Below are 25,699 nucleotides of genomic sequence, written 5' to 3' on the forward strand. Positions count from 1 at the left end.
AATGACAAGCTACTGTAAACCGGGCAAATTACTCAAATCAAAAACGGGCTTCAGCGTATACATGAGTTGCACCAGGCCGCTGCTATAGGTTTCGGTACCCGTATGGATCAGGCCTACCCGGCCGGCTAATGGATTAAACAGGAGTTTCCCGCCGCCTAATAATATGGGGTGTATGGATAGCATAAAATCATCTATCATATTCTCCTGTAAAAAGGCCGATATTAATTCCGCGCCGCCGAACAGCCAGATATGACCGCCAAACTGGTTTTTTATCGCCGTAACCGTTTCCTTAAAATTTGCCGACCGGATAATTTCTACATCGGGATGCAGAGCCGGGTCGAGCGTATCCGAAAACACATATTTATAATGCGGGAAAGCATTGATATCACCCGTGCTGCTAATCAGCTCGTAGCTTTTGCGGCCCATAAATATCATATCTATACTGGCAAAAAACGCGGTCATGCCATAATCCTGGTCGGCATAACACCAGTCGTACTCGCCGTTAGGCCCTTCAATATATCCGTCAAGGGTAACAGCCAGGTTTAGGATCACTTTTCTCATTCGCCCTGTTTATTTTTTTCCTTCCACAGCGTGGAGAATGATTTATCGGCTACGGTTGGCATTTCGCGGTAATGTCCCCATGTTTTTTTGAAGAACAGGCGCATCAGGTAGTTTTTCATTTTACCGCCAAAAAAATCCATACTGCCGCGCTTCAGCATGCCTTTTTTCCAGGCCGACCAGCCCCATTTTTCCTTACTGGTAACCAGGTTGTCCTTAACCGCATCGCGGCGGTTTAGCAGCAGCATTTTGTGGATCTCTATCTTCACCGGGCACACTTCCGAGCATTTACCGCACAAGCTTGATGCATTGCTGAGGTGCTTAAACTCCTCCATCCCGCGCATGTGCGGGGTGATCACCGAACCAATTGGGCCGCTATACGGGGTATTATACGTATGGCCTCCCACGTTTTTATATATGGGGCAGGCATTTAAACAAGCCCCGCAGCGGATGCAGTATAAACCTTCGCGCTGCTCCTTTTGTGCCAGTAGGTTGGTACGGCCGTTATCCAGCAATATTACGTACATCTCCTCGGGGCCGTCGGTTTCGTCGGCTTGCCGCGGGCCGCTTAATATAGTATTGTAAACCGTCAGGTTTTGCCCGGTGCCATGGGTGGATAGCATGGGCCAGTACAGGTCGAGATCCATCATAGATGGGATCATCTTTTCGATACCTGCTATGGTAATATGTATTTTAGGGAAAGTAGTGCACAGGCGGGCGTTGCCTTCATTTTCGCTGATGGCAATACTGCCGGTATCGGCCAGCAGGAAATTGGCGCCGGAGATGCCGATATCGGCCTGCAGGTATTTTTCGCGCAGCAGCTCGCGCGCTTTTAGGGTTAGTTGTTCGGGAGTAGCGTCAACAGGGGTGCCAAACCGTTCGTGGAACAGCTGGGCGATGTCCTCCTTGCTCAGGTGCATAGCGGGGGTTACAATATGATAAGGCTTTTGCCCCAGCAGCTGTACAATATATTCGCCCAGGTCGCTTTCCAGGCTCTCTACCTGGTTGGCCTCCAAAAACTCGTTCAGGTGAATTTCTTCCGTCACCATCGATTTGGATTTGATGACGCTTTTTGCTCCGCTGCGTTTAATGATGTTCAATATTTCGCGCTGCGCCTCGGCCGTATCATTGGCCCAGATCACTTTGCCGCCCCTCCGCTGGAAATTGGCCTCAAACTCGGGCAAAAATTTATCCAGGTTTTCCATCACCCGCCACTTAATTACGTGACCCTTCTTTTTGGCATTATCCAGGTTGGCTATGCGCGATAATCCCCGGTCTACCGAAACCTCGTACTTGCCCATATTATTGTTAATAATGGCCCTGTGCCTAAGGTCGAAGGCTTTTTCTTCGGCATCAACTAAGAATTCTTCGGCGGTACTTCCCATACCACGAAATTAGGGAATAAAAGAAATAAACGGATGGGGTTTTTGTCCACAATGTAAATGATGGGGGAATCATCGCCCATCACTCCCCGGGACCTTAGATCCCAAACCGATCGCGCAGCATATCCCCGTTCGACCGGCTCGACGTTAGCCTTACATCTGTATGGTTCATTAAAAATATCAGCGCGCCGTTAAAGCCTTTACGGATCTCTTTAATATGATCGGTATTAATCATCGTACCGCGATGAATGCGCAAAAACTGTTCGGGCAGCTTATCTTCCAGCGAGCTGATGGTAAAATCGGTGAGGTGCTTTTTGCCATCGGCAGTATGCAGGAACACGTATTTATCTTCGGCATCAATAAATAAGATCTCACTTAGTTTGATCAGCAAGATCCGGTCGCCAATTTTTACGGTGAGGGTCTTAATATCCTTTTTTACCAGCAGTTGTTTCATCAGGGCCTCTAATGGCAAAGGTGCGGCAGTTTGCAATTGCGTTTGCTGCAGGCGCTTAACAGTTTTCTCCAGTCGTTCGGCCTCTATCGGTTTTAACAGGTAATCTATCGAATCCTCTTCAAAAGCTTTAATGGCATATTGATCGTAAGCGGTAGTAAAAACCACTTTTGGCTGCTGATCCAGCTTGGCCAGCATCTCAAACCCGTTTAATACCGGCATTTCAATATCCAGGAATATCAGGTCGGGGCGCAGGGCTTGTATCTGTTCCAGTCCGTCGGCGCCGTTAACGGCCTCGCCTATTATTTCTATTTCATCATAAGGCTTCAATAAGCGTTTCAGGCGCTGGCGTGCCAGTTGTTCGTCGTCGATAATAAGGGTTTTCCAAACTTTGCTCATGGGTTTGCCGGGATAGTTATTTTAATATGTTTTTGCGGATGATTGCTGATGTGGATGCGGTAGTTATCGCCATACAGCAGGGATAGTTTATCGTAAGTGCTTTGCAGGCCGTAACCCATGTTTATATCATCAGGGAACGGCACGCCATTATCGGCAATGGTAATGGATATATTGTCGGCATCGCGGTTGGCTATGATCTGTAAAACGCCATGATCGGCTTTGTTATTTAAGCCATGCTTCAGCGCGTTCTCTACCAGGGGCTGTATCAAAAACCGGGGGATGCGCAGGTCCTTTACCTCAGGCGCTATTTGCATCATAAAGTTAATGCGATCGCCAAAGCGCACCTTCTCGATATCCAGGTAAGTATTAACAATTTCTATTTCCTCTTTTATGCTGGCCATGTTCTCCTGCTGGGAGTTAATGCTATAGCGGAACAGTTTAGATAGCTTCAGCGTCATGTCCTCGGCCTTGTCGGCATCCTCGTGGATCAGGCTGGCAATGGAGTTAAGCGAGTTATATAAAAAGTGCGGGTTGATCTTTGATTGCAGGGTTTGTAGTTCGGCCTGTGTTTTCAGGTGCACCAGTTTAGCCATAGCCAGTTCTTTTTCTTTCAGGCGTGTTTCCATCCGGCCTTTTTGGGCGTGGTAAAAATAAATGATGGTACCCACCACCAGCACAATTACCCCACTAAAACGGTATTCCTGGTAATGATTTAAAAAATGAAAAGGAACATGAAAAATAAACGAAACCAGTAAATACGATAGCTCGATACCCATCAGCATGCCAAAGGCATTGCAGCTATAGTAAACCAATAACAGGATCCAGCCCTTGCCCTTTTCTTTAATCAATAAATACTCAAACAAAAACATGCTGTTAGCGATGCTCAGCGTTATTACCACGCTAAACATAATATTTACCAGGGTATCCTGCAGGGGCAGCATGGCGCCTATAACAGCCGATTTAAACACCACAATAACCAAACCAACTACAATGCCGATTACGGTATACTGAACATTGCTGCGTAAATACGACCGCTCCCTATCCTTAAACACGCTTTCTTTCATATAACAAAACTGTTTAATGTAAAGTGAATATCAGCATAAAAAGAGACGAATGGCATAATTGAGCGGATATTTGGTTTGTAGTGGGGATTTAAACCACAAAGGAACCTCACCCTGCCCTCTCCAAATAGTAATAGCGCATTAATAGCCATTACTGATATGAGTTTATAAGGGTAGTCCCCGCTGGGGACAATTCCTTTTTTTCTTCCCTGCTATAAACAGGTAACCCCTCCGGGGCACAGAAGCATTATCGAATACTGATGGATCATACAAGTTCTATGTCCCAGAGGGACTACCTGTTTGTAGTAAACGTAACAGAAACCATAATGCCCCGGCCAGGGGCTACCCTAAAATGTCTATTCATGGGCTATTACTTTCCCACGGAGAGGGTTATAAAACTTTGCTTCTGAAATCCTCTCCTCTGGAGAGGATTTAGGTGAGGCTCCGCGCCCTTTGTGGTTAATTTAAAAAAATTCAAGACCCTACCTCCCTTGTTCATTTAAATTTCATTCTGAAAATTATTTTTGAATAAAGAAAGTCAGGGTGCCTTTATCTGTCAGCGGATTGTCGGTTTTTAACTCATAATTTAATAGGGGTTAAACCGTTTATAAAAATGCAGGTCTATTAAACATAAATCGATTATAAAAAGTAAATATAAATATTTTGTAAGTGCTGCCCTTAGCGGACTGTTTGGTTTGCTGGTAGCATTTTCGGCCAGTGCGCAGCGCGGTGGCAGAGGCGGTGGTGGTGGTTCGCACGGCGGCGGTTCGCATGGTGGCGGTGGGTTTCACAGCGGTGGCGGCTTTTCGGGCGGTCGTTCAAGTGGAGGCTTCTCCGGTAGCCATTCAGGCGGGCGCATCCAAAGCCCCGGTAGCGGTGGTTCCTATAACCGCGGCGGCGGCTTTTCGGGCAGCAGGCCATCGGCAGGATACGCTACCCCAAGAGGAAGTTATTCAAGCCCGAGGGTAAACGCTTCACCATCTTATCGTGGTAACACACGTGCCGATATTGGTAGCCGTGGCAGCGTTGGCGGCAGCAGGTATGGCGTATCGCCAAGGGTTTATGCTTATGGCGGCGGCAACCGTACAGGTTACTCGCGGGGGTATAGCAATGGCGGTGCCCGTGTAGGTTTCGGTTACCGCGGCTACAGTGGCAGCTATAATCATGGCCGTTACTATTCATATAACAGGTTTGGTGGCCGGTATGCTTATTATAACCGTTATTACGCGCCGCGTTTAGGTTTCCGTTTAAGTGTATTGCCTTATGGTTACTACCCATTTTACTGGGGCGATTACCAATACTTTTACAGCGATGGCTATTACTACCAGTATAATAACAACGATTATACCGTGGTTGAACCGCCATTAGGCGCCATACTTGATCAATTGCCTGCGGGCGCTAAATCACTGATGATTGATGGCGAACAGTATTACGAATTAAATGGCGTATACTACCAGGCCATAACCAAAGATGACGGCAGCACAGGCTACCAGATTGCCGGTAAAGACGGCGAACTGAGCACCGGTGCAGGTACACCGCAGGATGATGGCACTTACAATCAGCAAGGCGGCAATGCAGACCAGGCCCCCATACGTATAGGCGATACGTTTGACAGCCTGCCACCAAATTGCAGCAGCGTTAAAATTGATGGTCAAAAATATTATGTGTCTCCCGATGGTGTTTACTACCAGGAAGACCGAGATGGCAACCGTAAAATATACCGGGTAGCCGGTACGCCGGACGATCAGCCTGGCAATTAAGAAGCGAAGAATTTTTTTAAGGTGATTGTTTGATGGAGGGATAGCAGCGAAAGCGGCTACCCCTCTTTTTTTTGCCCTGTTTTTGCTATATCATGCCAGCAATTTGAAGAGATTAATGTGCAAATCGCTGAAATTAAAAACAATATAAATACACCTTGTGTTGTTATTCGACGCATCTTTTAAAGCAATTGGGCTTTAATAAAAACCGCGTAATAAGCGCTGTTGTATTTATTAAAACGGAACAGGGCTTATTTAAATTAATGGTATAACAATAGCATATATGTGGCCGGTTCTTATATAAATAACCGGCGATATATGCTGCTAAGAAATATATAGCATGAGTAAATCCCGGGAAAAAAAACAGGCCCTACAAAGGCCGGCATTGCCCAAAGCGGCAACAGGTATCATAGGATTAGACGAGATAACAGGCGGCGGTTTCCCCATGGGGCGCCCAACATTAATATGCGGCGAAGCCGGCAGTGGCAAAACATTACTATCGCTGGAGTTTATTGTACGCGGGGCAACGGAGTTTAACGAGCCCGGCGTGTTTATGGCCTTCGAGGAAAAAGCCGAGGAGCTTGCCCAAAATGTGGCTTCGCTGGGTTTTGACCTGGAAAAGCTGCAAAAAGATAAAAAAATAAGGATAGACCACGTACATATCGAACGGATAGAAATTGAAGAGACCGGCGAGTATGACCTGAATGGTTTGTTTATCCGCCTGGGCCATGCTATTGATGCCATAAAGGCCAAACGGGTTGTGCTGGATACCATTGAGAACTTGTTTGCCGGCCTTACCAATCAGCGCATTCTGCGTGCCGAACTGGTCAGGCTTTTTCACTGGTTAAAAGAGAAAGGCGTTACAGCAGTAATTACCGGCGAGCGCGGCGAGGGCAAACTTACCCGCCAGGGCCTGGAAGAATACGTATCAGACTGTGTGATACTGCTTGATCACCGGGTGATCGATCAGATCTCAACCCGCCGTATGCGTGTTGTAAAATACCGGGGCTCGCTACATGGTACTAACGAGTATCCTTTCCTGATAGATGAGGAGGGGATCTCGGTATTACCGGTAACATCGCTGCACCTGGCTAAAAATGTACAAACACAGCGTATATCAACCGGTATACCCGGGCTTGACCAGATGCTGGGCGGCAAAGGCTTTTTTAAGGGGAGCAGTATCCTGGTATCGGGTACGGCTGGTACCGGTAAAACCAGTATAGCCGCCTATTTTGCTGCCGAAGCCTGCAAACGGGGCGAGCGCTGTATCTACTTTTCTTTCGAGGAATCGCCAAAACAAATTATACGCAACATGCGCTCTATCGGGTTAAACCTGCAACAGTATATGGATAGCGGACTGTTAAACTTCCATGCTTCGCGGCCTACCTTATATGGCCTGGAAATGCACCTGGTAGCTATGCATAAGCATATCCGCAAGTTTAAACCGGAGACGGTGATATTAGACCCGATTACTAACCTCATCACTATTGGCCCGGTTGGCGATGTAAAATCGATGCTGATCCGTTTGCTTGATTTTTTAATGGAAGAGCAGATTACGGTGATGTTTACCGCCCTTACATTAAATACCATTGTAAACGAGCAGACCGACGAGGGGGTGTCATCGCTGGTTGATGCCTGGCTGCTGGTGCGTGATATTGAGTTTAACGGCGAACGTAACCGGGGCATGTATGTCATGAAATCGCGCGGGATGAAGCACTCTAACCAGGTGCGGGAGTTTATTATCAGCGATACTGGCCTGAATCTTGTAGACGTGTACCTCGGTCCCGACGGGGTGCTAACCGGATCGGCCCGGGAAGCCGAACAATTACGCGAGCATACCGGTGAAGCGCTGCGCGATTTTGCTTTAAACCGAAAAGACCGCGAGATTATGCGCAAGCGGAAAGTGCTCGAATCAAAGATATCCAGCCTGCAAACCGAGTTTGAATCTGTTGAAGAGGAATTGAACAAGATTTACATGGAAGAAGAATTGAGAAAAGAAGTAATGGATAAAAACCGCCAGGAAATATTAAAACTGCGGCGCGAGGCGGAAGCGGGAAATGAAACAGAAACTGTAAAAAAACCAGGCAAAAAATGACCAAGCAAACAAAACCAAAAGCCTGGGAGCTACGATTGTATGTTGCAGGTAAAACAACCAAATCTGTAACCGCTTTAACAAACCTGCAACGGTATTGCGAGGAACATTTAAAGGGACAGTATATTATTGAAGTGATAGATCTGCTGGAAAAGCCGCAACTGGCCGAAGGCGATCAGATATTTGCCATACCAACGCTGGTACGTAAAGTGCCCGAGCCGATACGTAAGATCATCGGAGACCTGTCAAACGAAGAGAAAGTTTTAGTAGGGTTAAATATTCGTCCTGCAAATACGTAGCCGATGAAAGCAAAAAATTGGATAGCAGAGAACAGCAGCCGGGATACCGAAGTCCCGACGCATCAACTACGGTTGTTTATAACGGGGGCTTCGCCAAATTCCATCCGCGCGGTTGATAATATTAAGGCTTTTTGCGAAAAATATCTGAAAGATAACTATCAGCTTGAAATTATTGATGTATACCAGCAACCCGCGATTGCCGAAAAGGAACAAATTATTGCCCTGCCATTATTAATAAAAAGTGGCGGGGGGATAGACAGGCGCCTGATAGGCGACATGTCTGACACTAAAAAATTATTGGAGAGTTTCAAGATCACACAGTAACTGATATGGAGCATAAACCATCATATGATCAACTCCTTAACGAGAATACCGAGCTGCGCTGGCAGCTTCAGGAAGCCAATGATGCTATTGACGCTATCCGCAGCGGCCAGGTTGATGCCCTTATTGTAAAAAATGACGCGGGCCCGCAAATATTTACCCTAAACAGTGCCGACCAAAGCTACCGCGTATTTATTGAAAAAATGAACGAGGGCGCGGTATCGCTTAACCGTGATGGATTGATATTATACAGCAATTCGAAATTTGCCCGCCTGGTTGGCGAGCCGCTTGAAAAAGTAATAGGCCTGCATTTTAGCAGCTTTGTGCATGGGAACGATAAGCCCAAGTTTCTCCACATGATTAAAGGCGCCTGGGAAAAAGATTGCAAGGACGAGCTTTCCATTATCAGTAAAAACGGCGAGGTGACCCCCTGCCTGGTATCGTGCAATGTAATGGAGTTTGACGGCGGCCGGGCCCTAAGCCTGATCATTACCGACCTGACCATCCAGAAAGAGACCCAGCAGCAACTGGAATTGCAGTTTGACCAGCTGGAAGAGGCCCAGCAGCTCACCAAAAAACTGAACGACGAACTGGAACAAACCGTGAGGGACCGTACCCGCGACCTAACCATTAGCCGTGAATATTTAAAACTGCTGACGGATAACATCCCCCAAATGACCTGGACTAACTTGCCTAACGGCGAGGTGACTTTTTATAATCAGCGCTGGTATACTTATACGGGTTTGCCCGATGATGAAAACAAAGAATGGGGCTTCAGAGATATTTTGCATCCTGATGATGTGGGGCCTACCATGGAGCGTTTTAATGCCGCTTTAACAAGCGGTACCATATTTGAAATGGAGAACCGCTACAGGCGGGCCGATGGCGTTTATCGCTGGCACCTTAACCGGGGCATCCCGCTAAAGAACCAGGATGGCGAAGTGCTTTTTTGGGTAGGCACAGCTACCGATATTGAGCAGCAAAAGCAGGAAATGGATAAAAAGGACGAGTTTATCGGCATAGCCAGTCACGAGCTGAAAACACCTTTAACCAGTTTAAAAGGCTACCTGCAAATAATGGGCATGTATAAAAAGGAGGAAATCCCGCCGGCTATTAAGCAGTATATTACTAAAGCCAATAATGCCATTAACAAACTGCACCACCTGATTAATGATTTGCTTGATGTAAGCAAGATACAGGCCGGCCGCCTGGATTACCAGATGGCTGCCGTTAACCTGGCCGATATGATTAATGCCGGTGTTGAAAATGCCGCCCAGATCTATCCCGAATATACCATTGAGCATGAAATTGAACCCGTGCTGATGGTACACGGTAACCCCGAGCGGCTGGAGCAAATACTAATGAACCTGGTCAGCAACGCCGTAAAATACTCGAAAGATGACAACCGCATCATTGTTAAAGCGCAGGCGTTGGATGGGCATGTAAGGGTATCAGTAACCGATTTTGGCATCGGCCTCTCGCACGAGCAGCGGGATAAGATATTTGAACGCTTTTACCGTGTTGAAGATAAAACCTTCAGCACCAGCGGGCTGGGCATGGGCCTGTATATCTCTGCCGAGATCATTAAAAACCACCATGGCACCATTCATGTAGAAAGCCAGTTTGGAAAAGGCTCGACGTTTTATTTTGAGCTGCCGCTGATCTCATAATTTTTGTCATTGCGAGGAGCCGCGGAGGACAGTGGGCAATGGCGACGTGGCAATCTCGTCCTATTGCTCTGCTTGCTACGCTATCGCTCGCAATGACAAACCTTTTTAGGGAATCATATCAATCCTCAAATCCTTTAATCAAGGTCACTTTTCCCCCAGCAGATCATCCGTCAGTTTCTCAAACTCATTCACAAACTCAATATAATGCTCGCCGGTACCGGGGCCGCTGTAGCCAGTATGGATCTTGCGGACATCGCCTTTTTTATCAATAATAACCGTGGTAGGGAAAGCAAGGAAATTGGCCAACATCGGCAGGCTTTTAGCCGTCTCCTTTTTATCGTTGGTAAAGCCGGTGATAAGTAAAGGATAGGGGATGTTAAAGCGGTTTTTCAACTGCGTCAATGTTTTTTGCGAGCGGGAAAAATCGGGGCTGCGCTCATACGCCAGGCCTACTATCTCTACACCTTTGGGGTGATACTTTTTGTAGTAGTTAACCAGGTAGGCCGTTTCGTCCATGCAATTAGGGCACCACGATCCCATAAACTGAACAATAACCACCTTGTTTTTAAAGCGCTCGTCGGTAAGCGATACCTTGTTGCCATTGAGATCCTTAAAGGTAAAAGCCAGTTTTTTATAGCCCGGTTTTAACGCGGTGAGGGAATAAGCATCGGGCAGTTTGGCTTTATTGTTTTTTACAGCTTCCCAGGTATCGCTGCCAAATTTGCCATTGTTTAAGGTAACGTTATCCTTCACATCGGCCGTAAACAGGAAAGCATGCCCGCCATCAAAGCAGGATAGGTAAAATTTATCGCCGGTTACCTGTCCCTCCAGATAGCGGTAATCGCCGGTGGTGGTTAAAAAGGTGCCGGTTACTTTATTCCCGGTTTGTTTAAACTCGCCTACGGTTGTATCCCGCACGCCATCGCTGCTAAACACGGCCGACCATCGGCCGCTCACATCAGCAGCGGGTTTCTCAGGGGCTTCAAAAAAGCGGAAGGCCTGCCCGGGTGTTGCGGTAAACTCCAGTTCGTTATCCTTTTGGGCCAGGTGTTTTATCCACTTGCCCTCCAGCTTACCATCCTGTTGTTTCAGTTTAAATTCTGAATCGAACAAAGGCATTTTGATAAAAACCGAATCGCCATCCAACCGCACATCAGGTACCCTGAAATGCTCTGATCCATTAATAATGGCTATTTCCTGCTTTCCTGCAGTATCCTTTACCTCGAAGTTAAAAGGCAGCTCGGCGCCGGTTTTCATTTTTAATACGCCGCGCCAAATGCCGGGTTTTAATTTAGACGGGGCGCTGGTACAAGCGCTTGTGGCCGTTATGGCCAGCAGGAAAAAGATTCTTTTAAGCATACGATCAAAAATATACCCTACTAAATTAGTATTCTTTTTTTAGCAAGGTGTTTTTTGATTGTAACTATTTCAATATGTCGCGGGATATGACGATCTTCTGAATTTCGGATGTCCCTTCATAAATCTGTGTGATCTTGGCATCGCGCATCAGGCGCTCTACATGATATTCCTTTACAAAGCCGTAGCCGCCATGTATCTGCACGGCCTCCACAGTGGTTTTCATCGCCACTTCCGATGCAAATAGTTTGGCGGTAGCGCTGGCGCGGCCATAGGGCTGGCCATTATCCTTTAACCAGGCGGCCTTTAAACACAGCAGGCGCGCGGCTTCAATTTCGGTAGCCATATCGGCCAGTTTAAATTGAATGGATTGGTGTTCGGCAATAGGTTTGCCAAATGTTTTACGCTCTTTAGAGTAGGCCAAGGCCAGTTCATAAGCGCCCGAAGCAATGCCTAAAGCCTGCGCGGCAATACCAATGCGCCCGCCTTCCAGCGTGGCCATGGCAAATTTAAACCCGAAGCCGTCTTCGCCAATGCGGTTTTCCTTAGGCACTTTAACATCGGTAAACATCAGCGAGTGGGTGTCCGAGCCGCGGATGCCCAGCTTATTTTCTTTCGGGCCGATGGTAAAACCCGGCATGCCTTTTTCTACGATCAGGGCGTTAATGCCTTTGTGGCCTTTGGCAACATCGGTTTGGGCAATTACTAAGTAAGTAGAGGCGTTACCGCCATTGGTGATCCAGTTTTTGGTGCCGTTAAGCAGGTAATGGTCGCCCATATCAACAGCCGTAGTATGTTGTGATGTAGCATCGCTGCCGGCTTCGGGTTCCGAGAGGCAAAACGCGCCGATCACCTGCCCGCTGGCCAGTGGCACCAGGTACTTTTGTTTTTGTTCTTCGCTTCCGTATTTCTCTAAGCCGTAGCAAACCAATGAATTATTTACAGAGACCACAACCGATGCCGAGGCGTCAATTTTTGAAAGCTCTTCCATGGCCAGCACATAGCTAATGGCATCCATGCCGCTGCCGCCATATTCGGGCGATGTCATTAAGCCTAAAAAGCCCAGCTCGCCCAATTTCTTTATTTGTTCGGCCGGAAATTTTTGATGCTCATCGCGTTCTATCACACCCGGCTTTAATTCGGTTTGTGCAAAATCGCGCGCGGCCTGGCGTATCATTAACTGTTCTTCTGTAAATTCAAAATGCATGGGGTGTGGATTTATTTTACAAAAATAAGTATTATGCGTGCATAGTAAAATTTATTGCGAAATAAATATAACGAATGAGAATTTAACCACAAAGGGCGCAAAGAAAGGAATCACAAAGAACACCAAGCTAATTGATCAAAAATCCTGGTAGGAGTAGTAATAAAAACCTTTGTGCCCTTTGTGTTAGCCATTTTGATATTCTTTGTGAACTTTGTGGTTAAATCAAACGAAAAACAAGGCACAAAAAAAGAGAGCTCTTGCGAAGCTCCCTTTCCCCTAATTAATTTAAACTATTGATTAAACCCAAAACAAAGAACAAAAAAACCTCAGCTTGGGCGTCTGAGAATTCAAAATAAAGTTTTTCACTGGTAGATGTATTCCTTTATATCTTATTATCTTTTCACAGATATGGTAGAGCCGTGCAATTATAATAACAAATGTAAAGCCATAAATCTGCCGCTACAAATACTTATACGTCAGAATTTATAAAAAGGTTTTATTTTTATAGGCGAATAGTTAATAGATCTTTAAAATTTCTACATTTAACTTATTCAATACCCATTAAACACGCCCAAATATATGTTACTCACTGATTTTGAATATCTTAACAACTCGGAAGAGGCTTTTAAAAAGAAAGTATCCTTACAAATAAAGCGCCTGCGCAGGCAAAATCAGGTTACCCAGGAGAAGTTTTATAGCGAAACAAACATCAATATAGCCCGTTTAGAGTCGGGTAAAATAGATGTAAGATTAGACACTTTACGTAAGGTTTGCTATTATTTTGATGTTTCGCTCTCGGGTTTTTTCCAGGGTATCTATTAATTATTAATTAAACCCCTGTTTTTTGCTGTCTGAATATTGGGGCATATTTCTTTTATTGTATACAGCGGTGTACTGATATCCCGACAAAAATGTGCACAAATGGTGAATTAGGCCGCATCAGAATAATGTTACATGCCCGCAAAAAATAAATAAGCTGTTTTAATTAAGTTTGTTTAAACGATCAATCAACATGAATTTTAATAAAAAGTATGTGGCCGGTATTGCCGCGGTATCGGTATTTATTTTAACAGCCTATCAAAACAGCAGCCTGCCCGGTAAAACTACCGATCCGGTATTTGATAACCTTGACCAATCGGTTAAACCCGGCGATAATTTTTTCCTGTATGCCAACGGCGGCTGGATCAAACGTAACCCTATCCCGGCAGCTTACTCCAGTTGGGGCATTGGCAACATTGTTGGCGAGGATATCCGCGAGCGCCTGCGTAATATTAACGAAGCGGCCCTTAAAGCAAATGCTCCTAAAGGCACTGCCACTCAAAAAATTGGCGATTTTTATTATAGCGGACTGGATACTATCGGGATCGAACGGGAAGGCTTAAACACGATAAAAGCGCAATTGGAGATCATAGACCGTGCGCAGGATGTTAAAGGGATTTTAAACGCGACCGCTTACCTGGGCGCTTATGGCGTGCGCAGTATTATAGGCGCCGGCGTTGGGCAGGATGATAAAAACAGTGCGAAAATGATCGTTCAGTTCAGGCAGGCGGGTTTAGGCTTGCCCAACCGCGATTATTATTTTAAAACCGATGCCCGCACTACCCGGGTGCGTACCGACTATACCACCAACCACTTGCCCACCATGCTGAAACTTTCGGGCTGGGATGATGCTAAAGCGGCAAAAGGGGCCGAGAGTATATATAGAATAGAAAAGTTTTTAGCCGACAGCACCCGCAAGCTGGAGGAAATGCGCGACCCATACCGCAACTATAACAAAATGACTTTGGCTAAATTAAACAGCCTGACCCCCAATATTAACTGGGCCGAGCAGTTTAAAGCCATGGAGTATAAACCGGTTGATACGGTAATTGTGGGCCAGCCCGAGTATTACCGCGCAGTTAACAAGGCATTAACCACTTTTTCGGTTGATGACTGGAAGGCTTACCTACGCTTTAAAGTACTGTCAACTTATGCTTCCTTTTTACCAAAAGCTTTTGAAGAGGAAAGTTTCCGCTTTAGCGGGAAGATCATAGCCGGCCGTAAAGAGCAATTGCCCCGTATTAAACGTGTAACCGATACCGAAAACCAATTGATGGGCGAACTGTTGGGGCAGTTATTTGTGAAAGAGTATTTCCCGCAAACATCTAAATTGCGCTATAATCAAATGGTAGAGGCCATGCGCCAATCGTACCGCGAGCATATTGCCAAGCTGGATTGGATGAGCCCCGTTACCAAACAAAAAGCACTGGTAAAACTGAATGCTATCCATCCCAAAGTGGGATACCCCGATAAATGGAAAGATTTTTCGACTTTGGAGATCGATCGCGTATCCTACGCCGGCAACGTGATGCGCGCCAGGCATTGGGCATATCTGAATAATATTAACAAATTAGGCAAACCGGTTGACCATACCGAGTGGGGCATGACGCCACAGACTTATAATGCCAGCTACAGTCCGTCCAATAACGAGATTACCCTGCCGGCCGCGCAGTTTATGATACCGGGCGTTAAGGATGCCGATGTAGATGATGCCGTGGCTTATGGCTATGCAGCCGCATCAACCATCGGGCACGAAATTACCCATGGTTTTGATGATCAGGGCCGCCAGTACGATGCAAAAGGCAACCTGAAAAGCTGGTGGACCAAGCAGGATTCGGCCAGGTTTACCCAACGCGCCCAAATGCTGGTGAACCAGTTTAACGGTTATGTAGTGCTGGACAGTCTGCACATTAACGGCAAAGCCACCCTGGGCGAAAATATTGCCGACCTTGGCGGGATAGTTTTGGGTATCGACGCGTTTAAAAAGACCAAACAATATAAAGAAGGCAAGCGCATTAACGGTTTAACACCTATGCAAAGGTTCTTCCTCGGTTATTCGTTAGGTTGGCTGGGCCACACCCGCGACGAATCATTAGCCAACCAGATATTGACCGATGTACACTCGCCCGGGTTTTTAAGAGTGAACGGGCCGTTTACCGATGTGCCGGAGTTTTATACGGCCTTTGGGATTAAGAAGGGGGATAAGATGTGGTTAGACCCGGATAAACGCGTTAGAATCTGGTAATGCATATCATACAAGCGTTACAAGAATATTGGCATCAGTTGAGCTATCTGGAAATCGTAGCCGTAATCACGGGCTTACTATGCGTTTACCTGGCCGCCATCAATAACATCTGGAACTGGCCTATCGCTATCATTAGTACAGTGATTACCATTTATATCATGGCCGGCAAAGCCTTGTATGCCGATATGCTGCAATATACCTACCTCACCATCATTAATATTTATGGCTGGTATGTATGGAGCCGGAAAAAGACTGATGAAGAAAAACGGCCCGTAGTCCGCATCTCGCGCAAGCAAATTTTATGGACGGTGGCTGCCGTGATGGTCATCACCCCGGTTTTAGGGTTTACATTGATCACTTTTGCAGCACGGCTCAATTATCAACCACCTGCATTCCCATACCTGGATAGCTTTTGCACAGTAGTGAGCCTGGCCGCGCAGGTTTTGATGGCCCGCAAGGTTTTAGAGAACTGGCTGATATGGGTGTTTGTAGATATCATCTATGTAGTGATCTACACCGTGAAAGACCTGCAGGCCTTTGCCTTTATGTTTGTAGTGTATATTGTAATAGCCCTGGTGGGCTACTTTGACTGGCGTAAAGTATGGCGGGGGCAGGCCTCCACGTCATTGCGAGCGTAGCGTGGCAATCCCCGATATACAGAGCCGATCTGCAAGCCGGGGATAGCCACGTCGTTTCACTCCTCGCTATGACGCAATGGAGATCCTAACTCTTCTCCTCCCAAACCATACATAAATGCAAAATAGTGAGCACGGCCTTTTCCATATCCTGTACCGATACCCACTCCTGCCGGCCATGGAAAGCGTGTTCCCCGGCAAAGATGTTGGGGCAGGGCAAGCCCATAAACGATAAGCGCGAGCCATCTGTGCCGCCACGAATGCTTTGAAGGTGCGGTTCCATCCCGGCGCGCCGGATAGCCTCTATACCATAATCCACTATGTGCGGATGTTTATCCAGCACCTGTTTCATATTGCGGTACTGGGGTTTGGTAGTTAACTGGTACGATGAACCCGGGAACTGCTGCAGCACTTTTTCGGTAACAGCACAGATCGCATGGGCATGATCGGTCAGTTTAGCATCCTCAAAATCGCGGATGATGAAATCAATCTCGGCCTGCTCCACATGGCCTTTTATGCCAACGGGGTGCACAAAGCCCTGCATGCCTGATGTGCCTTCGGGCGATAGTTCAAAAGGCAGGGCGGCTACAATTTGCCCGGCAATTTTTATGGCGCTTTCCATATTCCCTTTAGCAAAACCGGGGTGGGCGCTTACGCCGTTAATCATCAGTTTGGCGCCATCGGCGCTAAAGGTTTCGTTTTCGATATGTCCGGCGCTTTCGCCATCCATGGTATAGCCGGCATAGGCACCCAGTTTGGCAATGTCAACTTTATCCACCCCGCGGCCAATCTCTTCGTCGGGGGTAAACAGTATCCTGATGGTACCGTGTTTTATTTCCGGGTGATTGATCAATTGCGCGCAGGCTTCCATAATTTCGGCTACGCCTGCTTTATTATCTGCACCCAAAAGCGTAGTGCCGCTGGCGGTAATGATATCGTTACCCAGCTGGTTTTTCAGATCGGGGTGTTCGGCCATGCGCAAAACCTGGGTGTTGTCGTCGGGTAAAACAATATCCTGGCCCTGGTAGTTGCGGTGCACAAGCGGCTTAACACCTGTGCCGCTGCAATCGGGCGCGGTATCCATATGCGAGCAGAAACAGATAACCGGCACCTCTTTATCCGTATTAGCGGGGATGGTGGCGTAAATATAGCCATGCTCGTCCAGGTGCGCGTCGGTAAGCCCTGTTTCCAGCAGTTCCTTAACCAGCAGGCGGCCCAGGTCTTTTTGCTTTTCGGTAGATGGGCAGGTGGGCGATTCGGGATCTGATTGGGTATCGATCACCACATAACGCAAAAACCGGGCTTCTACATCAAATGTTAAATCCAAATTCATCATAATATGTTACAACATTAACGATGTTATTTTATTTTTGAGCATATTTAAGCAATTCGGATTAATTATTAACCATTATCAACATTGAAAAAAATAACTCTCCTGATTAGCCTGTTAATTATCAGTGTTGCTGTAAAGGCGCAATACAATTATGCGGAATGGGGCGTGGGTGGCGGATTTGGTACAGTGAGACCATATTCGGACCTGAAGCAGAATGATACAAAAAACGGTATGTATTTTAACCTGGTTTATAATTACAGCCCTTACCTCCCCTTTGTTTTTGAGCTGCAGGCGGGTAAACTATCGGGCGGGAATAATGTTACAGATGCCTCCCACCGCTATTTTGTTAACGAATATTTTGCCTTTAACCTGCATGGCGACCTGCAATTAGGCGAAATAACAGAATATGAAGGCAATTTTTTATTACAACGGTTAAAGGGCCTCTATATCGGGACCGGCTTCGGGGCTATATTTAATAATATTACCGATATCAGGCGTTACGCGCTTGACGACCCTAATTATCTATTCCCCGGTCAGGCGCATAGCATCAATATATTGATACCCTTACGGTTTGGATATGAGTTTAAGATCTACAATTATAATGACGAGCCTTTTATGGGTATAAACCTTACCTATACCCATAATTTTACCTTTGCCGAAGGCCTTGATGGTTACGACGATTCCAGCAGCAAATTCAAGAATAATGCGCAGGATATGTTTAGCGCTATAACAGTTGGCGTAAAATTTAATTTTGGCACTACGGCGTCTTACATTAAATCTATAAAATAAAAAGCTGCAATGAACATTGAGGTACTCCGCGAATACTGTATCAGCAAACCCAGCGTTACCGAAGGTTTCCCTTTTGGCGAGGATATTTTGGTTTTTAAGGTGAGCGGTAAGGTATTTTTGCTGATAGGGCTTACCGAAGCTAACCGCTTTAATGTAAAATGCGATCCCGAACGGGCGGCCGAATTAAGGGAGCAATATCCCGAAGTACAACCAGGCTACCACATGAATAAAACCCATTGGAACACCGTTTACATGGATGGCAGCCTCACCGAAAAACAATTGCGCGAAATGATAGATCATTCGTACAGCCTGGTGTCGGCTAAGATCCCTAAAAACAAGGCAAAAAAATAGTGCGGCAGAATATGCGCACTTAAACACCGGTGAAATCCCTCCCCAAGACCGGTGAAATCACAAATAAAATCTGTGAAATCTTAAAAAACTAATTCAGTTTATACGATGCCAGCAAATAAAACTCGGGGATGGTAACATTAAACAGGGCGTTATCCATCAGGCGCAACATCTGGTATTCGCCTTTCATGCTGCCCATATCGGTTTTAAGGTTACAGCCCGATATATATTCGTGTGTTTGGCCAGGCTCAATAATAGGTTGTATGCCAACCACGCCTTCGCCTTCTACCTCGCGATGGGTACTGTTGCTATCAAAAATATGCCAGTGACGGCGTAAAAGCTGCACCGCGGTACTGCCCACGTTTTCGATACTGATACGGTAGGCAAACATAAAATGCTCATTAGCCGGGTTAGAATACTCAGGCTGATACTGGGTTTCTACCGTTATTTTTACACCCTCTGTTATAGCTGTTGTCATATTAAAACGAACCTCTTTTTTTCAAATATATAAATAGGTTGACAAATATCAAGCCATTTGCAAAATTGATGCATGTTAATGGTTGATTTATACTGTTTTAGTGGCAATTTAACCACAAAATGCGCAAAGAAATACCATTGCCGTTTCAAGCGTCCACGCTTGAAACCTATCCTGAAGCAAACGTCTACGCTTGCGAAACAAATTAAGCGTGGACGCTTAATCAGGAACTAAAGTCAAGCGAGGACGTTGACCGGGCTATTTTTTTAGAACCCTCTCCTTTGGAGAGGGCAGGGTGAGGTACATCAGGCCATTTCGGTACTGTAATGCTCGGCTACCTCATCCAGCAGTTCATTAACCTCTTCAAACGTTTGTACCGATACCAGCTTCATCCTGAACTCTTTAAAATGATCAACCCCTTTAAAGTAGTTACTATAGTGACGGCGCATTTCAAAGATCCCCGTTTTGGGGCCTTTCCACTGTACCGATTTTTCCAGGTGCGATCGGCATACTTCTACCCGTTCGGCAATGGTTGGCGGGGCCAGTATTTCGCCGGTTTTAAAATAGTGTTTGATCTCGCGGAAGATCCAGGGGTAACCAATAGCGGCGCGACCGATCATCATGCCGTCCACCTCGTATTCCATGCGCCATTCGGCCGCTTTTTGCGGGCTGTCGATATCGCCATTACCAAAAATAGGGATCTGGATGCGCGGATTTTTGCGGATCTCGCGGATCAGGCGCCAGTCGGCTTCACCTTTATACATCTGCGCACGGGTGCGGCCGTGTATGGTTAGGGCTTTAATGCCAACATCCTGCAGGCGTTCGGCCACTTCGTAAACGTTTTTGGTATTATCGTCCCAACCTAAGCGGGTTTTAACGGTAACGGGCAGGTGCGTAGCTTTCACTACGGCGCTGGTCATGGCCACCATTTTGTCAATATCCTGCAAAAGGCTGGCGCCGGCGCCACGGCAGGCTACCTGTTTAACGGGGCAGCCGTAGTTAATGTCCATCAGGTCGGGCTTGGCCAAAGTAGCAATCTCGGTAGCCTCGCGCATGTGGTCGATATCACTGCCGAAGATCTGGATGCCGATAGGGCGCTCGTACTCAAAAATATCCAGCTTGGCGCGGCTTTTTGCCGCATCGCGGATCAGGCCTTCGCTGCTGATAAATTCGGTATACATCATATCCGCCCCGTTCTGCTTGCACACATAACGGAAGGGCGGATCGCTCACATCTTCCATCGGTGCTAACAGTAGTGGAAAATCACCTAAATCAATATTTCCTATTTGTACAGACATCCTTATCTTTAACGCTGCAAAAATACTAATTTAATAGCAAAATATGACCGCACCCCATTACATGCGCACACCGCCCTGGCAGCATTTGCTGTTTTTGATATTAATTGCACTTGGGTGCATGATTGCAGGCGTAGTGCTATGTATGGCCCTGATTGCCATGATATACGACACCAATATGCTGGGCGAGATTATGGATACGGCAGGGGTGCACAGTAAGGACTATGTAAGCGCATTCAGGCTGTTTTTGGGCCTGGGCAATACCTTTTTAGGATACTTTGTACCGGCGCTCATCTTCGCTTTTTTTACGGTGAAAAAACCGGATGCCTACCTTAAATATCGCAGTCCTACGCCTGTAGTACTGCTATTGCTGGCCCTTGTTTTTATGGTGTTTTTTTTACCTGTAATAGACATTACATCGTTTTATAACCAGCGATTATCCCTGGATGGCCCGCTGAAAGGCCTTGAAAACTGGATGCGCGAATTAGAAAAACAGAACGAAGTGGTGATAAAACAGGTACTGGATATGAAAACCCGGACCGATCTGTATATCACCATCTTTATTGTCGGGTTTTTACCGGCTTTGTCAGAGGAGTTCCTTTTCCGCGGATGTATGCAAACCGTTTTTCTGCGGTGGACAAAAAACACCCATGCCGCCGTATGGATCACCGCCTTTATCTTCAGCTTTATCCATTTTGAATTTCTGGGCTTTGTGCCGCGCTTTTTATTAGGGGCCGGTTTGGGTTACCTTTGCGCCTGGAGCGGCAGTATATGGCCCTCGGTATTTGTGCATTTTTTAAATAACGCTTCGGCCGTATTGGGGATGTACCTTTACCAGCACCATGTGATAAAACTGAACCCCGATGGCACCGACCGTATGTTTAGTCAGCTATGGATCTACGTGCTGTGCTTGGCCGCATCGGTACTGGTACTGCTGCTTTACCACAAAATTACCATACAAAAACAGTTGGTTGCCGATGGAGAAGAACTGGATTAAGCTGTTTACATCAACCAATTTTTACCAGGCCGAAATGCTGAAACAGGCGCTGACTGAAAATGACATCAACGCCGTGCTGATGAACAGGCAGGATTCATCGCACAAAATATTTGGCCATATTGATGTTTATATTCACCAGGATAATTTTGGGCGGGCCATTGAAATTATGATTTTGAACGAGATAAATTTGTGAGTTATTTTAACCACAAAGATCACTAAGAGAGGATCCACAAAGGACACAAAGTGCTATTTGAAAATATAAACTGATAAAAAACAAAATATAGATAATACCCTTGGTGTCCTTAGTGAAAATCTCTGTGCATTCTGTGGTTAAATCATCCCCCAAATACCTATGAAAACACGCGCTATAACAGGTTTATTTTTTGTGATTGTGATGCTGGCCTCGCTGCTGACGGGGCATTATCCTTTCGGGGCATTTTACTTGCTGCTGGGCCTGTTTTGCCAGTTTGAGTTTTATGGATTGATCAAAAAAAGCGGGTTTCAGCCCAATTACTCAACCGGGTTAATTAACGGCGCGCTGATCTATATCAGCTTTGCCTACATCAGCTTTAACCATGCCGTGCAGCCGGTTTTGTTTGTTGTGCCGATTGCGTTAAGCGGTATTTTTATCCAGGAGCTGTTTAAAAAATCGGCCACGCCATTCCATAATATCGCCTTTACTTTTTTGGGGTTGCTGTTTACCATTATGCCTTTCACGTTTTTCCACGCCATGGCTTATGTAGGCGGCGATTTTAATTTCCACGTTCCCCTGGGCTTTTTTGTGATGCTTTGGGCTAACGATACCGGCGCCTATTTAACCGGCCGCGCTTTTGGCCGTACCAAACTGTTTGAGCGCCATTCGCCTAAAAAAACCTGGGAGGGTTTCTTCGGCGGTTTGGTAATTGCAGCAGTGGCAGGCTATGTGCTCGGTATTTACTATACCGAACTGGGGTGGAAACAATGGGTATCCATAGCGGTATTGATCTCCTGCTTCGGTACCCTGGGCGACCTGGTAGAATCGATGTTTAAACGCAGCATTAACGTGAAAGACTCGGGCGGGATACTGCCCGGGCACGGTGGTTTGCTGGACAGGTTTGACGGATTGCTGATTGCCGCGCCAATTGTTTACAGTTACTTGTACTTCGTTTCAAATTAGTAGCTTTGCATAAATTTAATTACCCCCAATATCTATGACTTTTCATAAAGAAGGCTATACATCAATGGCGCTGTGCATTCTGGTTATTTTTGTACTGAACGCGCTGGTGCAGTTTTATTTCCCCGAAGCAGCGGTGCTGAGGTGGTTCATTTATATCCTGTCGTTCCTGCTGTTTGTCATCATCCTGCAGTTTTTCCGCAGCCCTAAATTTGAACTCACCACCGACGAAAAAATGGTGGTATGCCCTGCCGATGGTAAAGTGGTGGTAATAGAAGAAGCGGACGAAACCGAATATTTGAAAGACCGCAGGATACAGCTATCGGTATTTATGTCGCCTGTAAATGTGCATGTAAACCGTAACCCAATAGCCGGCGTAGTTAAATATTTTAAATATCACCCCGGTAAATACCTGGTGGCCTGGCACCCAAAATCATCAACCGAGAACGAGCGTACAACTATAGTAACCGAGAACAGCGCGGGCGTACCCGTATTGTTCCGCCAGATAGCGGGTGCATTGGCCCGCCGTATTGTTTGGTATGTAAAAGAAGGCGATAGGGTTGCGCAGGGCGATCAGTTTGGCTTTATTAAGTTTGGTTCGCGGGTGGATCTTTTCCTGCCTTTGGGTTCAACTATTAAAGTAGAATTGGGGCAGGTAGTGAAAGGCGGCCGTACCATCCTGGCCGAGTTACCAACGCCAACTAATTCAAAATTGCAGGCGGCAGCCGAACATGTTACCGATGCTAAGCCTGAAAAAGAAGCGGAAGCACCAAAGGAAACACTGGTAATAGAACACCCCACCGCGCCAACGCCCGCGGCTAAAGCAGCCGCGAAAAAACGGGCGCCGGCCACCAAAGCAAAACCCAGGAAACCATGAGAAAAATAACGTTAATGATGATGGTAGCCTTATCGGTAGCCACAGTAAGCAGCAGTTTTGCAACCGACAAAACCAAGCCAAAAGCTAAAAAAGCCGAAAAATGCCACATGGGCGGCTCATGCTGTAAAAAAACCAGCAAAGCGGCTATGTTGAAAGCAATGCCTGTGAAGGCCGCGGTGAAGAAAGCTTAACAACCCACTACACCCAACTTGTCATTGCGAGGAGCGGCCGGGCACATGAGTGGTGGGGCGACGTGGCAATCTCGTAGTTTGCTCTGCATGCTACGAGATTGCCGCCCAGCAGGGTCCTCTTCGAGTTTAAGTTAACCCATAAAACCAAAACCTTTTATTTAGGCTAAAGGGGCATCGCCCCGGTTCATATTTAATCAACGGATTGAAATCCGTTGATTAATGGAATAGTTTATGGGAGAGAGCCGTAGGTTCGGGCCATATCTTTATCGTTTCTATATTCGACAGGATATTTGCCGTTCCGATGGAACTCATGTTGCTTTTATACATTAATCAACGGGTTAAAACCCGTTGCTACAAGATATTTCGTCCGCTATGCGGACTTGCTAACAGTATTTATAGCAAATTTTGTGGGGTAACTTAAATCTTCGAGAGACCCAGCGAAAACACAAGCTTGCTCTGCATGCTACGAGATTGCCACGTCGCCCCACTACCCAGTCTTCCCACTGCTCCTCGCAATGACAAGGGGTTACAACAACCCCACCAACCGTTCCAGCGCCATTCCGCGCGAACCTTTAATTAATATGGTTGAGTTTTTAATAGGATGATCGGTAATGCTCACCATTGCCTCCTCTGCCGTGCGGTAAAAGGTGGCTTTGTTATTCCCTTTTTGCTGATAAAAAACCTCGCCGATAAAGATCCGGTCGGCTACATCGGCTTGCATGGCCTTTTGTATCACGCCCAAATGCTCCGCCGGCGAATCATCCCCCAGTTCAAACATATCACCCAGTATCAATACTTTACGGGCGGCTGCCAGCTTGCTGATGTTATCTATAGCCACAGCCATGCTGCTGGGATTGGCGTTATAATAATCGCACACCAAAGTATTGGTGGCGGTTTGCATCAACTGCGAGCGGTTGTTTTTAGGCTGATAACCGGCAATACCGGCGTTGATCTCATCGACGCTAAGCTTAAAGTAGGTGCCGATACAGATAGCCGCTAACATATTGTCCAGATTATACTCACCTGTTAATTGCGATGTGACGTTGTGGCTTTCGCCCGATGTGTTATTGGTCCAGCTGAAAGATAAATAGGGCGCGTTAGCGATCAGCTTAGCGCTGATCAGGGCATTGTTCTCATCGCCATAAAACACCTTATTGCTTAAGGTGCGCGCCGCCTGCATTTCCATCAGCACCGGGTCATTGCTATTAATAAACGCTACACCCCCGGATTGCTGTAGGTAATCATACAATTCGCCCTTGCCTTTTTTAACACCTTCTACGCCGCCAAAACCCTCTAAATGGGCACGACCTACATTGGTGATGAGGCCATGACTCGGTTGCGCTATGCTGCACAATAGTTCAATTTCTTTTTGATGGTTGGCCCCCATTTCAATCACCGCCATTTGGTGGGTATTGTTAATACTTAAAATGGTTAAGGGAACGCCGATATGATTATTCAGGTTGCCCTGTGTGGCCAGTGTATTAAAGCGTTGCGATAGCACGGCATTGATCAATTCCTTAGTAGTGGTTTTACCATTGCTGCCCGTTAAGCCTATCACCGGGATGTTTAATTGTTGGCGATGGTGACGCGCCAAATCCTGCAAGGCAGTCAGCACATCATCCACCAAAATATATTGATCGCCTAACTGATAATCCGGGTTGTCAATGATCGCGAAAGCCGCACCCTGTTCAATGGCTTGCTGCGCAAAGGTATTGGCGTCAAACTTATCGCCCTTCAGGGCAAAAAATAAACTGCCCGGGGCTATCTTCCGCGTATCGGTACTGATAACCGGGTGCTGCAGATAGTGCTGGTATATTTGTTGGGTGGTAGACATGGTTTTGATTCCGTAAGTCGGTAAGACCGAAAGTCCGAAAGATTTTTTGAGTCCGCAAGTTAAAAATAACAATTACGATAATCCGGTATAACCACCTCGCGAGGTATTAAATCCCGGCGGGGCTTTGGGGGTATGGATGACGTTAAATCATGTTG

Annotated in this window: 24 protein-coding genes and 1 pseudogene; 15 read left to right on the forward strand and 10 right to left on the reverse strand. The window is 46.5% G+C overall.

Going from position 1 to position 25,699, the window contains the following annotated elements; translation table 11 throughout:
• Window positions 1-9 precede the first annotated feature (9 nt).
• The 4 genes from AC07M6_RS16680 to AC07M6_RS16695 all read right to left on the reverse strand — a co-directional run bounded on the left by AC07M6_RS16680 (window position 10) and on the right by AC07M6_RS16695 (window position 3,854).
• Window positions 10-561 (reverse strand): dihydrofolate reductase family protein, encoded by a 552-nt coding sequence (locus AC07M6_RS16680; RefSeq protein WP_494891344.1) that lies wholly within the window; start codon window positions 559-561, stop codon window positions 10-12.
• Complete coding sequence (locus AC07M6_RS16685) at window positions 558-1,943, reverse strand: LutB/LldF family L-lactate oxidation iron-sulfur protein (protein ID WP_494891346.1); 1,386 nt, start codon at window positions 1,941-1,943, stop codon at window positions 558-560. The genes AC07M6_RS16680 and AC07M6_RS16685 overlap by 4 nt, the downstream gene beginning before the upstream one ends.
• 94 nt (window positions 1,944-2,037) lie before the next feature.
• Complete coding sequence (locus AC07M6_RS16690) at window positions 2,038-2,790, reverse strand: LytR/AlgR family response regulator transcription factor (RefSeq protein ID WP_494891348.1); 753 nt, start codon at window positions 2,788-2,790, stop codon at window positions 2,038-2,040.
• Window positions 2,787-3,854 (reverse strand): sensor histidine kinase, encoded by a 1,068-nt coding sequence (locus AC07M6_RS16695; RefSeq protein ID WP_494891350.1) that lies wholly within the window; start codon window positions 3,852-3,854, stop codon window positions 2,787-2,789. Before AC07M6_RS16695 ends, AC07M6_RS16690 begins: the two co-directional genes overlap by 4 nt.
• Window positions 3,855-4,546: 692 nt before the next feature.
• Between AC07M6_RS16695 and AC07M6_RS16700 the strand changes: the two genes are divergently transcribed.
• The 5 genes from AC07M6_RS16700 to AC07M6_RS16720 all read left to right on the forward strand — a co-directional run bounded on the left by AC07M6_RS16700 (window position 4,547) and on the right by AC07M6_RS16720 (window position 9,990).
• The gene (locus tag AC07M6_RS16700) at window positions 4,547-5,611 is read left to right on the forward strand and encodes a DUF6515 family protein (protein WP_494891351.1); all 1,065 of its coding nucleotides are present in this window, start codon (window positions 4,547-4,549) and stop codon (window positions 5,609-5,611) included.
• Between the two features lie 337 nt (window positions 5,612-5,948).
• Window positions 5,949-7,703 carry a circadian clock protein KaiC gene (gene kaiC / locus AC07M6_RS16705; protein WP_494891353.1) on the forward strand — a complete coding sequence of 585 codons (1,755 nt, stop codon included), beginning with the start codon at window positions 5,949-5,951 and terminating at the stop codon, window positions 7,701-7,703.
• Window positions 7,700-7,999: a circadian clock KaiB family protein gene (locus AC07M6_RS16710; protein ID WP_494891355.1), complete on the forward strand. Its 300-nt coding sequence runs from the start codon at window positions 7,700-7,702 to the stop codon at window positions 7,997-7,999. Before kaiC ends, AC07M6_RS16710 begins: the two co-directional genes overlap by 4 nt.
• Window positions 8,000-8,002: 3 nt before the next feature.
• A complete protein-coding gene (locus tag AC07M6_RS16715; RefSeq protein WP_494891357.1) occupies window positions 8,003-8,323 on the forward strand; it encodes a circadian clock KaiB family protein in 321 nt (106 codons plus the stop codon).
• Between the two features lie 5 nt (window positions 8,324-8,328).
• Window positions 8,329-9,990, forward strand: coding sequence for a PAS domain-containing sensor histidine kinase (locus tag AC07M6_RS16720; RefSeq protein ID WP_494891359.1), 1,662 nt, complete (start codon window positions 8,329-8,331; stop codon window positions 9,988-9,990).
• Window positions 9,991-10,134: 144 nt separating this feature from the next.
• Here AC07M6_RS16720 and AC07M6_RS16725 read toward each other — a convergent pair whose 3' ends face one another.
• Together AC07M6_RS16725 and AC07M6_RS16730 are read right to left on the reverse strand one after the other, a co-directional pair.
• Complete coding sequence (locus AC07M6_RS16725; RefSeq protein WP_494891361.1) at window positions 10,135-11,349, reverse strand: peroxiredoxin family protein; 1,215 nt, start codon at window positions 11,347-11,349, stop codon at window positions 10,135-10,137.
• A gap of 64 nt (window positions 11,350-11,413) precedes the next feature.
• Window positions 11,414-12,553, reverse strand: coding sequence for an acyl-CoA dehydrogenase (locus AC07M6_RS16730; RefSeq protein ID WP_494891363.1), 1,140 nt, complete (start codon window positions 12,551-12,553; stop codon window positions 11,414-11,416).
• Window positions 12,554-13,132: 579 nt separating this feature from the next.
• Here AC07M6_RS16730 and AC07M6_RS16735 point away from each other — a divergent pair.
• The 3 genes from AC07M6_RS16735 to pnuC all read left to right on the forward strand — a co-directional run bounded on the left by AC07M6_RS16735 (window position 13,133) and on the right by pnuC (window position 16,255).
• A complete protein-coding gene (locus AC07M6_RS16735) occupies window positions 13,133-13,375 on the forward strand; it encodes a helix-turn-helix domain-containing protein (protein ID WP_194110261.1) in 243 nt (80 codons plus the stop codon).
• Window positions 13,376-13,565: 190 nt separating this feature from the next.
• Complete coding sequence (locus AC07M6_RS16740) at window positions 13,566-15,617, forward strand: M13 family metallopeptidase (protein WP_494891365.1); 2,052 nt, start codon at window positions 13,566-13,568, stop codon at window positions 15,615-15,617.
• Window positions 15,617-16,255 carry a nicotinamide riboside transporter PnuC gene (gene pnuC / locus AC07M6_RS16745; protein ID WP_494891367.1) on the forward strand — a complete coding sequence of 213 codons (639 nt, stop codon included), beginning with the start codon at window positions 15,617-15,619 and terminating at the stop codon, window positions 16,253-16,255. The genes AC07M6_RS16740 and pnuC overlap by 1 nt, the downstream gene beginning before the upstream one ends.
• Before the next feature lie 85 nt (window positions 16,256-16,340).
• Here pnuC and pepT read toward each other — a convergent pair whose 3' ends face one another.
• Window positions 16,341-17,588, reverse strand: coding sequence for a peptidase T (pepT, locus tag AC07M6_RS16750; protein WP_494891369.1), 1,248 nt, complete (start codon window positions 17,586-17,588; stop codon window positions 16,341-16,343).
• A gap of 81 nt (window positions 17,589-17,669) precedes the next feature.
• Here pepT and AC07M6_RS16755 point away from each other — a divergent pair, with 81 nt between their 5' ends.
• Both AC07M6_RS16755 and AC07M6_RS16760 read left to right on the forward strand, forming a co-directional pair.
• A complete protein-coding gene (locus AC07M6_RS16755) occupies window positions 17,670-18,374 on the forward strand; it encodes a hypothetical protein (RefSeq protein ID WP_494891371.1) in 705 nt (234 codons plus the stop codon).
• A gap of 9 nt (window positions 18,375-18,383) precedes the next feature.
• The gene (locus tag AC07M6_RS16760) at window positions 18,384-18,725 is read left to right on the forward strand and encodes an MmcQ/YjbR family DNA-binding protein (RefSeq protein ID WP_494891372.1); all 342 of its coding nucleotides are present in this window, start codon (window positions 18,384-18,386) and stop codon (window positions 18,723-18,725) included.
• A gap of 88 nt (window positions 18,726-18,813) precedes the next feature.
• On the opposite strand, the gene apaG is transcribed toward AC07M6_RS16760, so the two are convergent.
• Entirely contained in the window at window positions 18,814-19,200 is a 387-nt protein-coding gene (apaG, locus tag AC07M6_RS16765; RefSeq protein WP_494891374.1) for a Co2+/Mg2+ efflux facilitator ApaG/CorD, read from the reverse strand.
• Between the two features lie 302 nt (window positions 19,201-19,502).
• Window positions 19,503-20,495 (reverse strand): tRNA dihydrouridine synthase DusB, encoded by a 993-nt coding sequence (dusB, locus tag AC07M6_RS16770; protein WP_494891376.1) that lies wholly within the window; start codon window positions 20,493-20,495, stop codon window positions 19,503-19,505.
• A gap of 43 nt (window positions 20,496-20,538) precedes the next feature.
• Between dusB and AC07M6_RS16775 the strand changes: the two genes are divergently transcribed.
• The 5 genes and pseudogenes from AC07M6_RS16775 to AC07M6_RS16795 all read left to right on the forward strand — a co-directional run bounded on the left by AC07M6_RS16775 (window position 20,539) and on the right by AC07M6_RS16795 (window position 23,710).
• Window positions 20,539-21,489, forward strand: a complete 951-nt coding sequence (locus tag AC07M6_RS16775; protein ID WP_494891377.1) for a CPBP family intramembrane glutamic endopeptidase — start codon at window positions 20,539-20,541, stop codon at window positions 21,487-21,489.
• Window positions 21,470-21,682 (forward strand): putative signal transducing protein, encoded by a 213-nt coding sequence (locus AC07M6_RS16780; protein WP_494891378.1) that lies wholly within the window; start codon window positions 21,470-21,472, stop codon window positions 21,680-21,682. Before AC07M6_RS16775 ends, AC07M6_RS16780 begins: the two co-directional genes overlap by 20 nt.
• Window positions 21,683-21,841: 159 nt before the next feature.
• Window positions 21,842-22,645 (forward strand): phosphatidate cytidylyltransferase, encoded by an 804-nt coding sequence (locus AC07M6_RS16785; protein WP_494891379.1) that lies wholly within the window; start codon window positions 21,842-21,844, stop codon window positions 22,643-22,645.
• 34 nt (window positions 22,646-22,679) lie between these two features.
• Window positions 22,680-23,333 (forward strand): annotated as a pseudogene (locus AC07M6_RS16790) (phosphatidylserine decarboxylase family protein); the annotation flags it as partial.
• Between the two features lie 182 nt (window positions 23,334-23,515).
• A complete protein-coding gene (locus AC07M6_RS16795) occupies window positions 23,516-23,710 on the forward strand; it encodes a hypothetical protein (RefSeq protein ID WP_494891381.1) in 195 nt (64 codons plus the stop codon).
• A gap of 526 nt (window positions 23,711-24,236) precedes the next feature.
• Here the strand turns inward: AC07M6_RS16795 and AC07M6_RS16800 are convergent.
• A complete protein-coding gene (locus AC07M6_RS16800; protein WP_494891383.1) occupies window positions 24,237-25,544 on the reverse strand; it encodes a UDP-N-acetylmuramoyl-tripeptide--D-alanyl-D-alanine ligase in 1,308 nt (435 codons plus the stop codon).
• Between the last annotated feature and the right edge of the window lie 155 nt (window positions 25,545-25,699).

This window comes from Mucilaginibacter sp. GW821-FHT07H05, assembly GCF_059418485.1.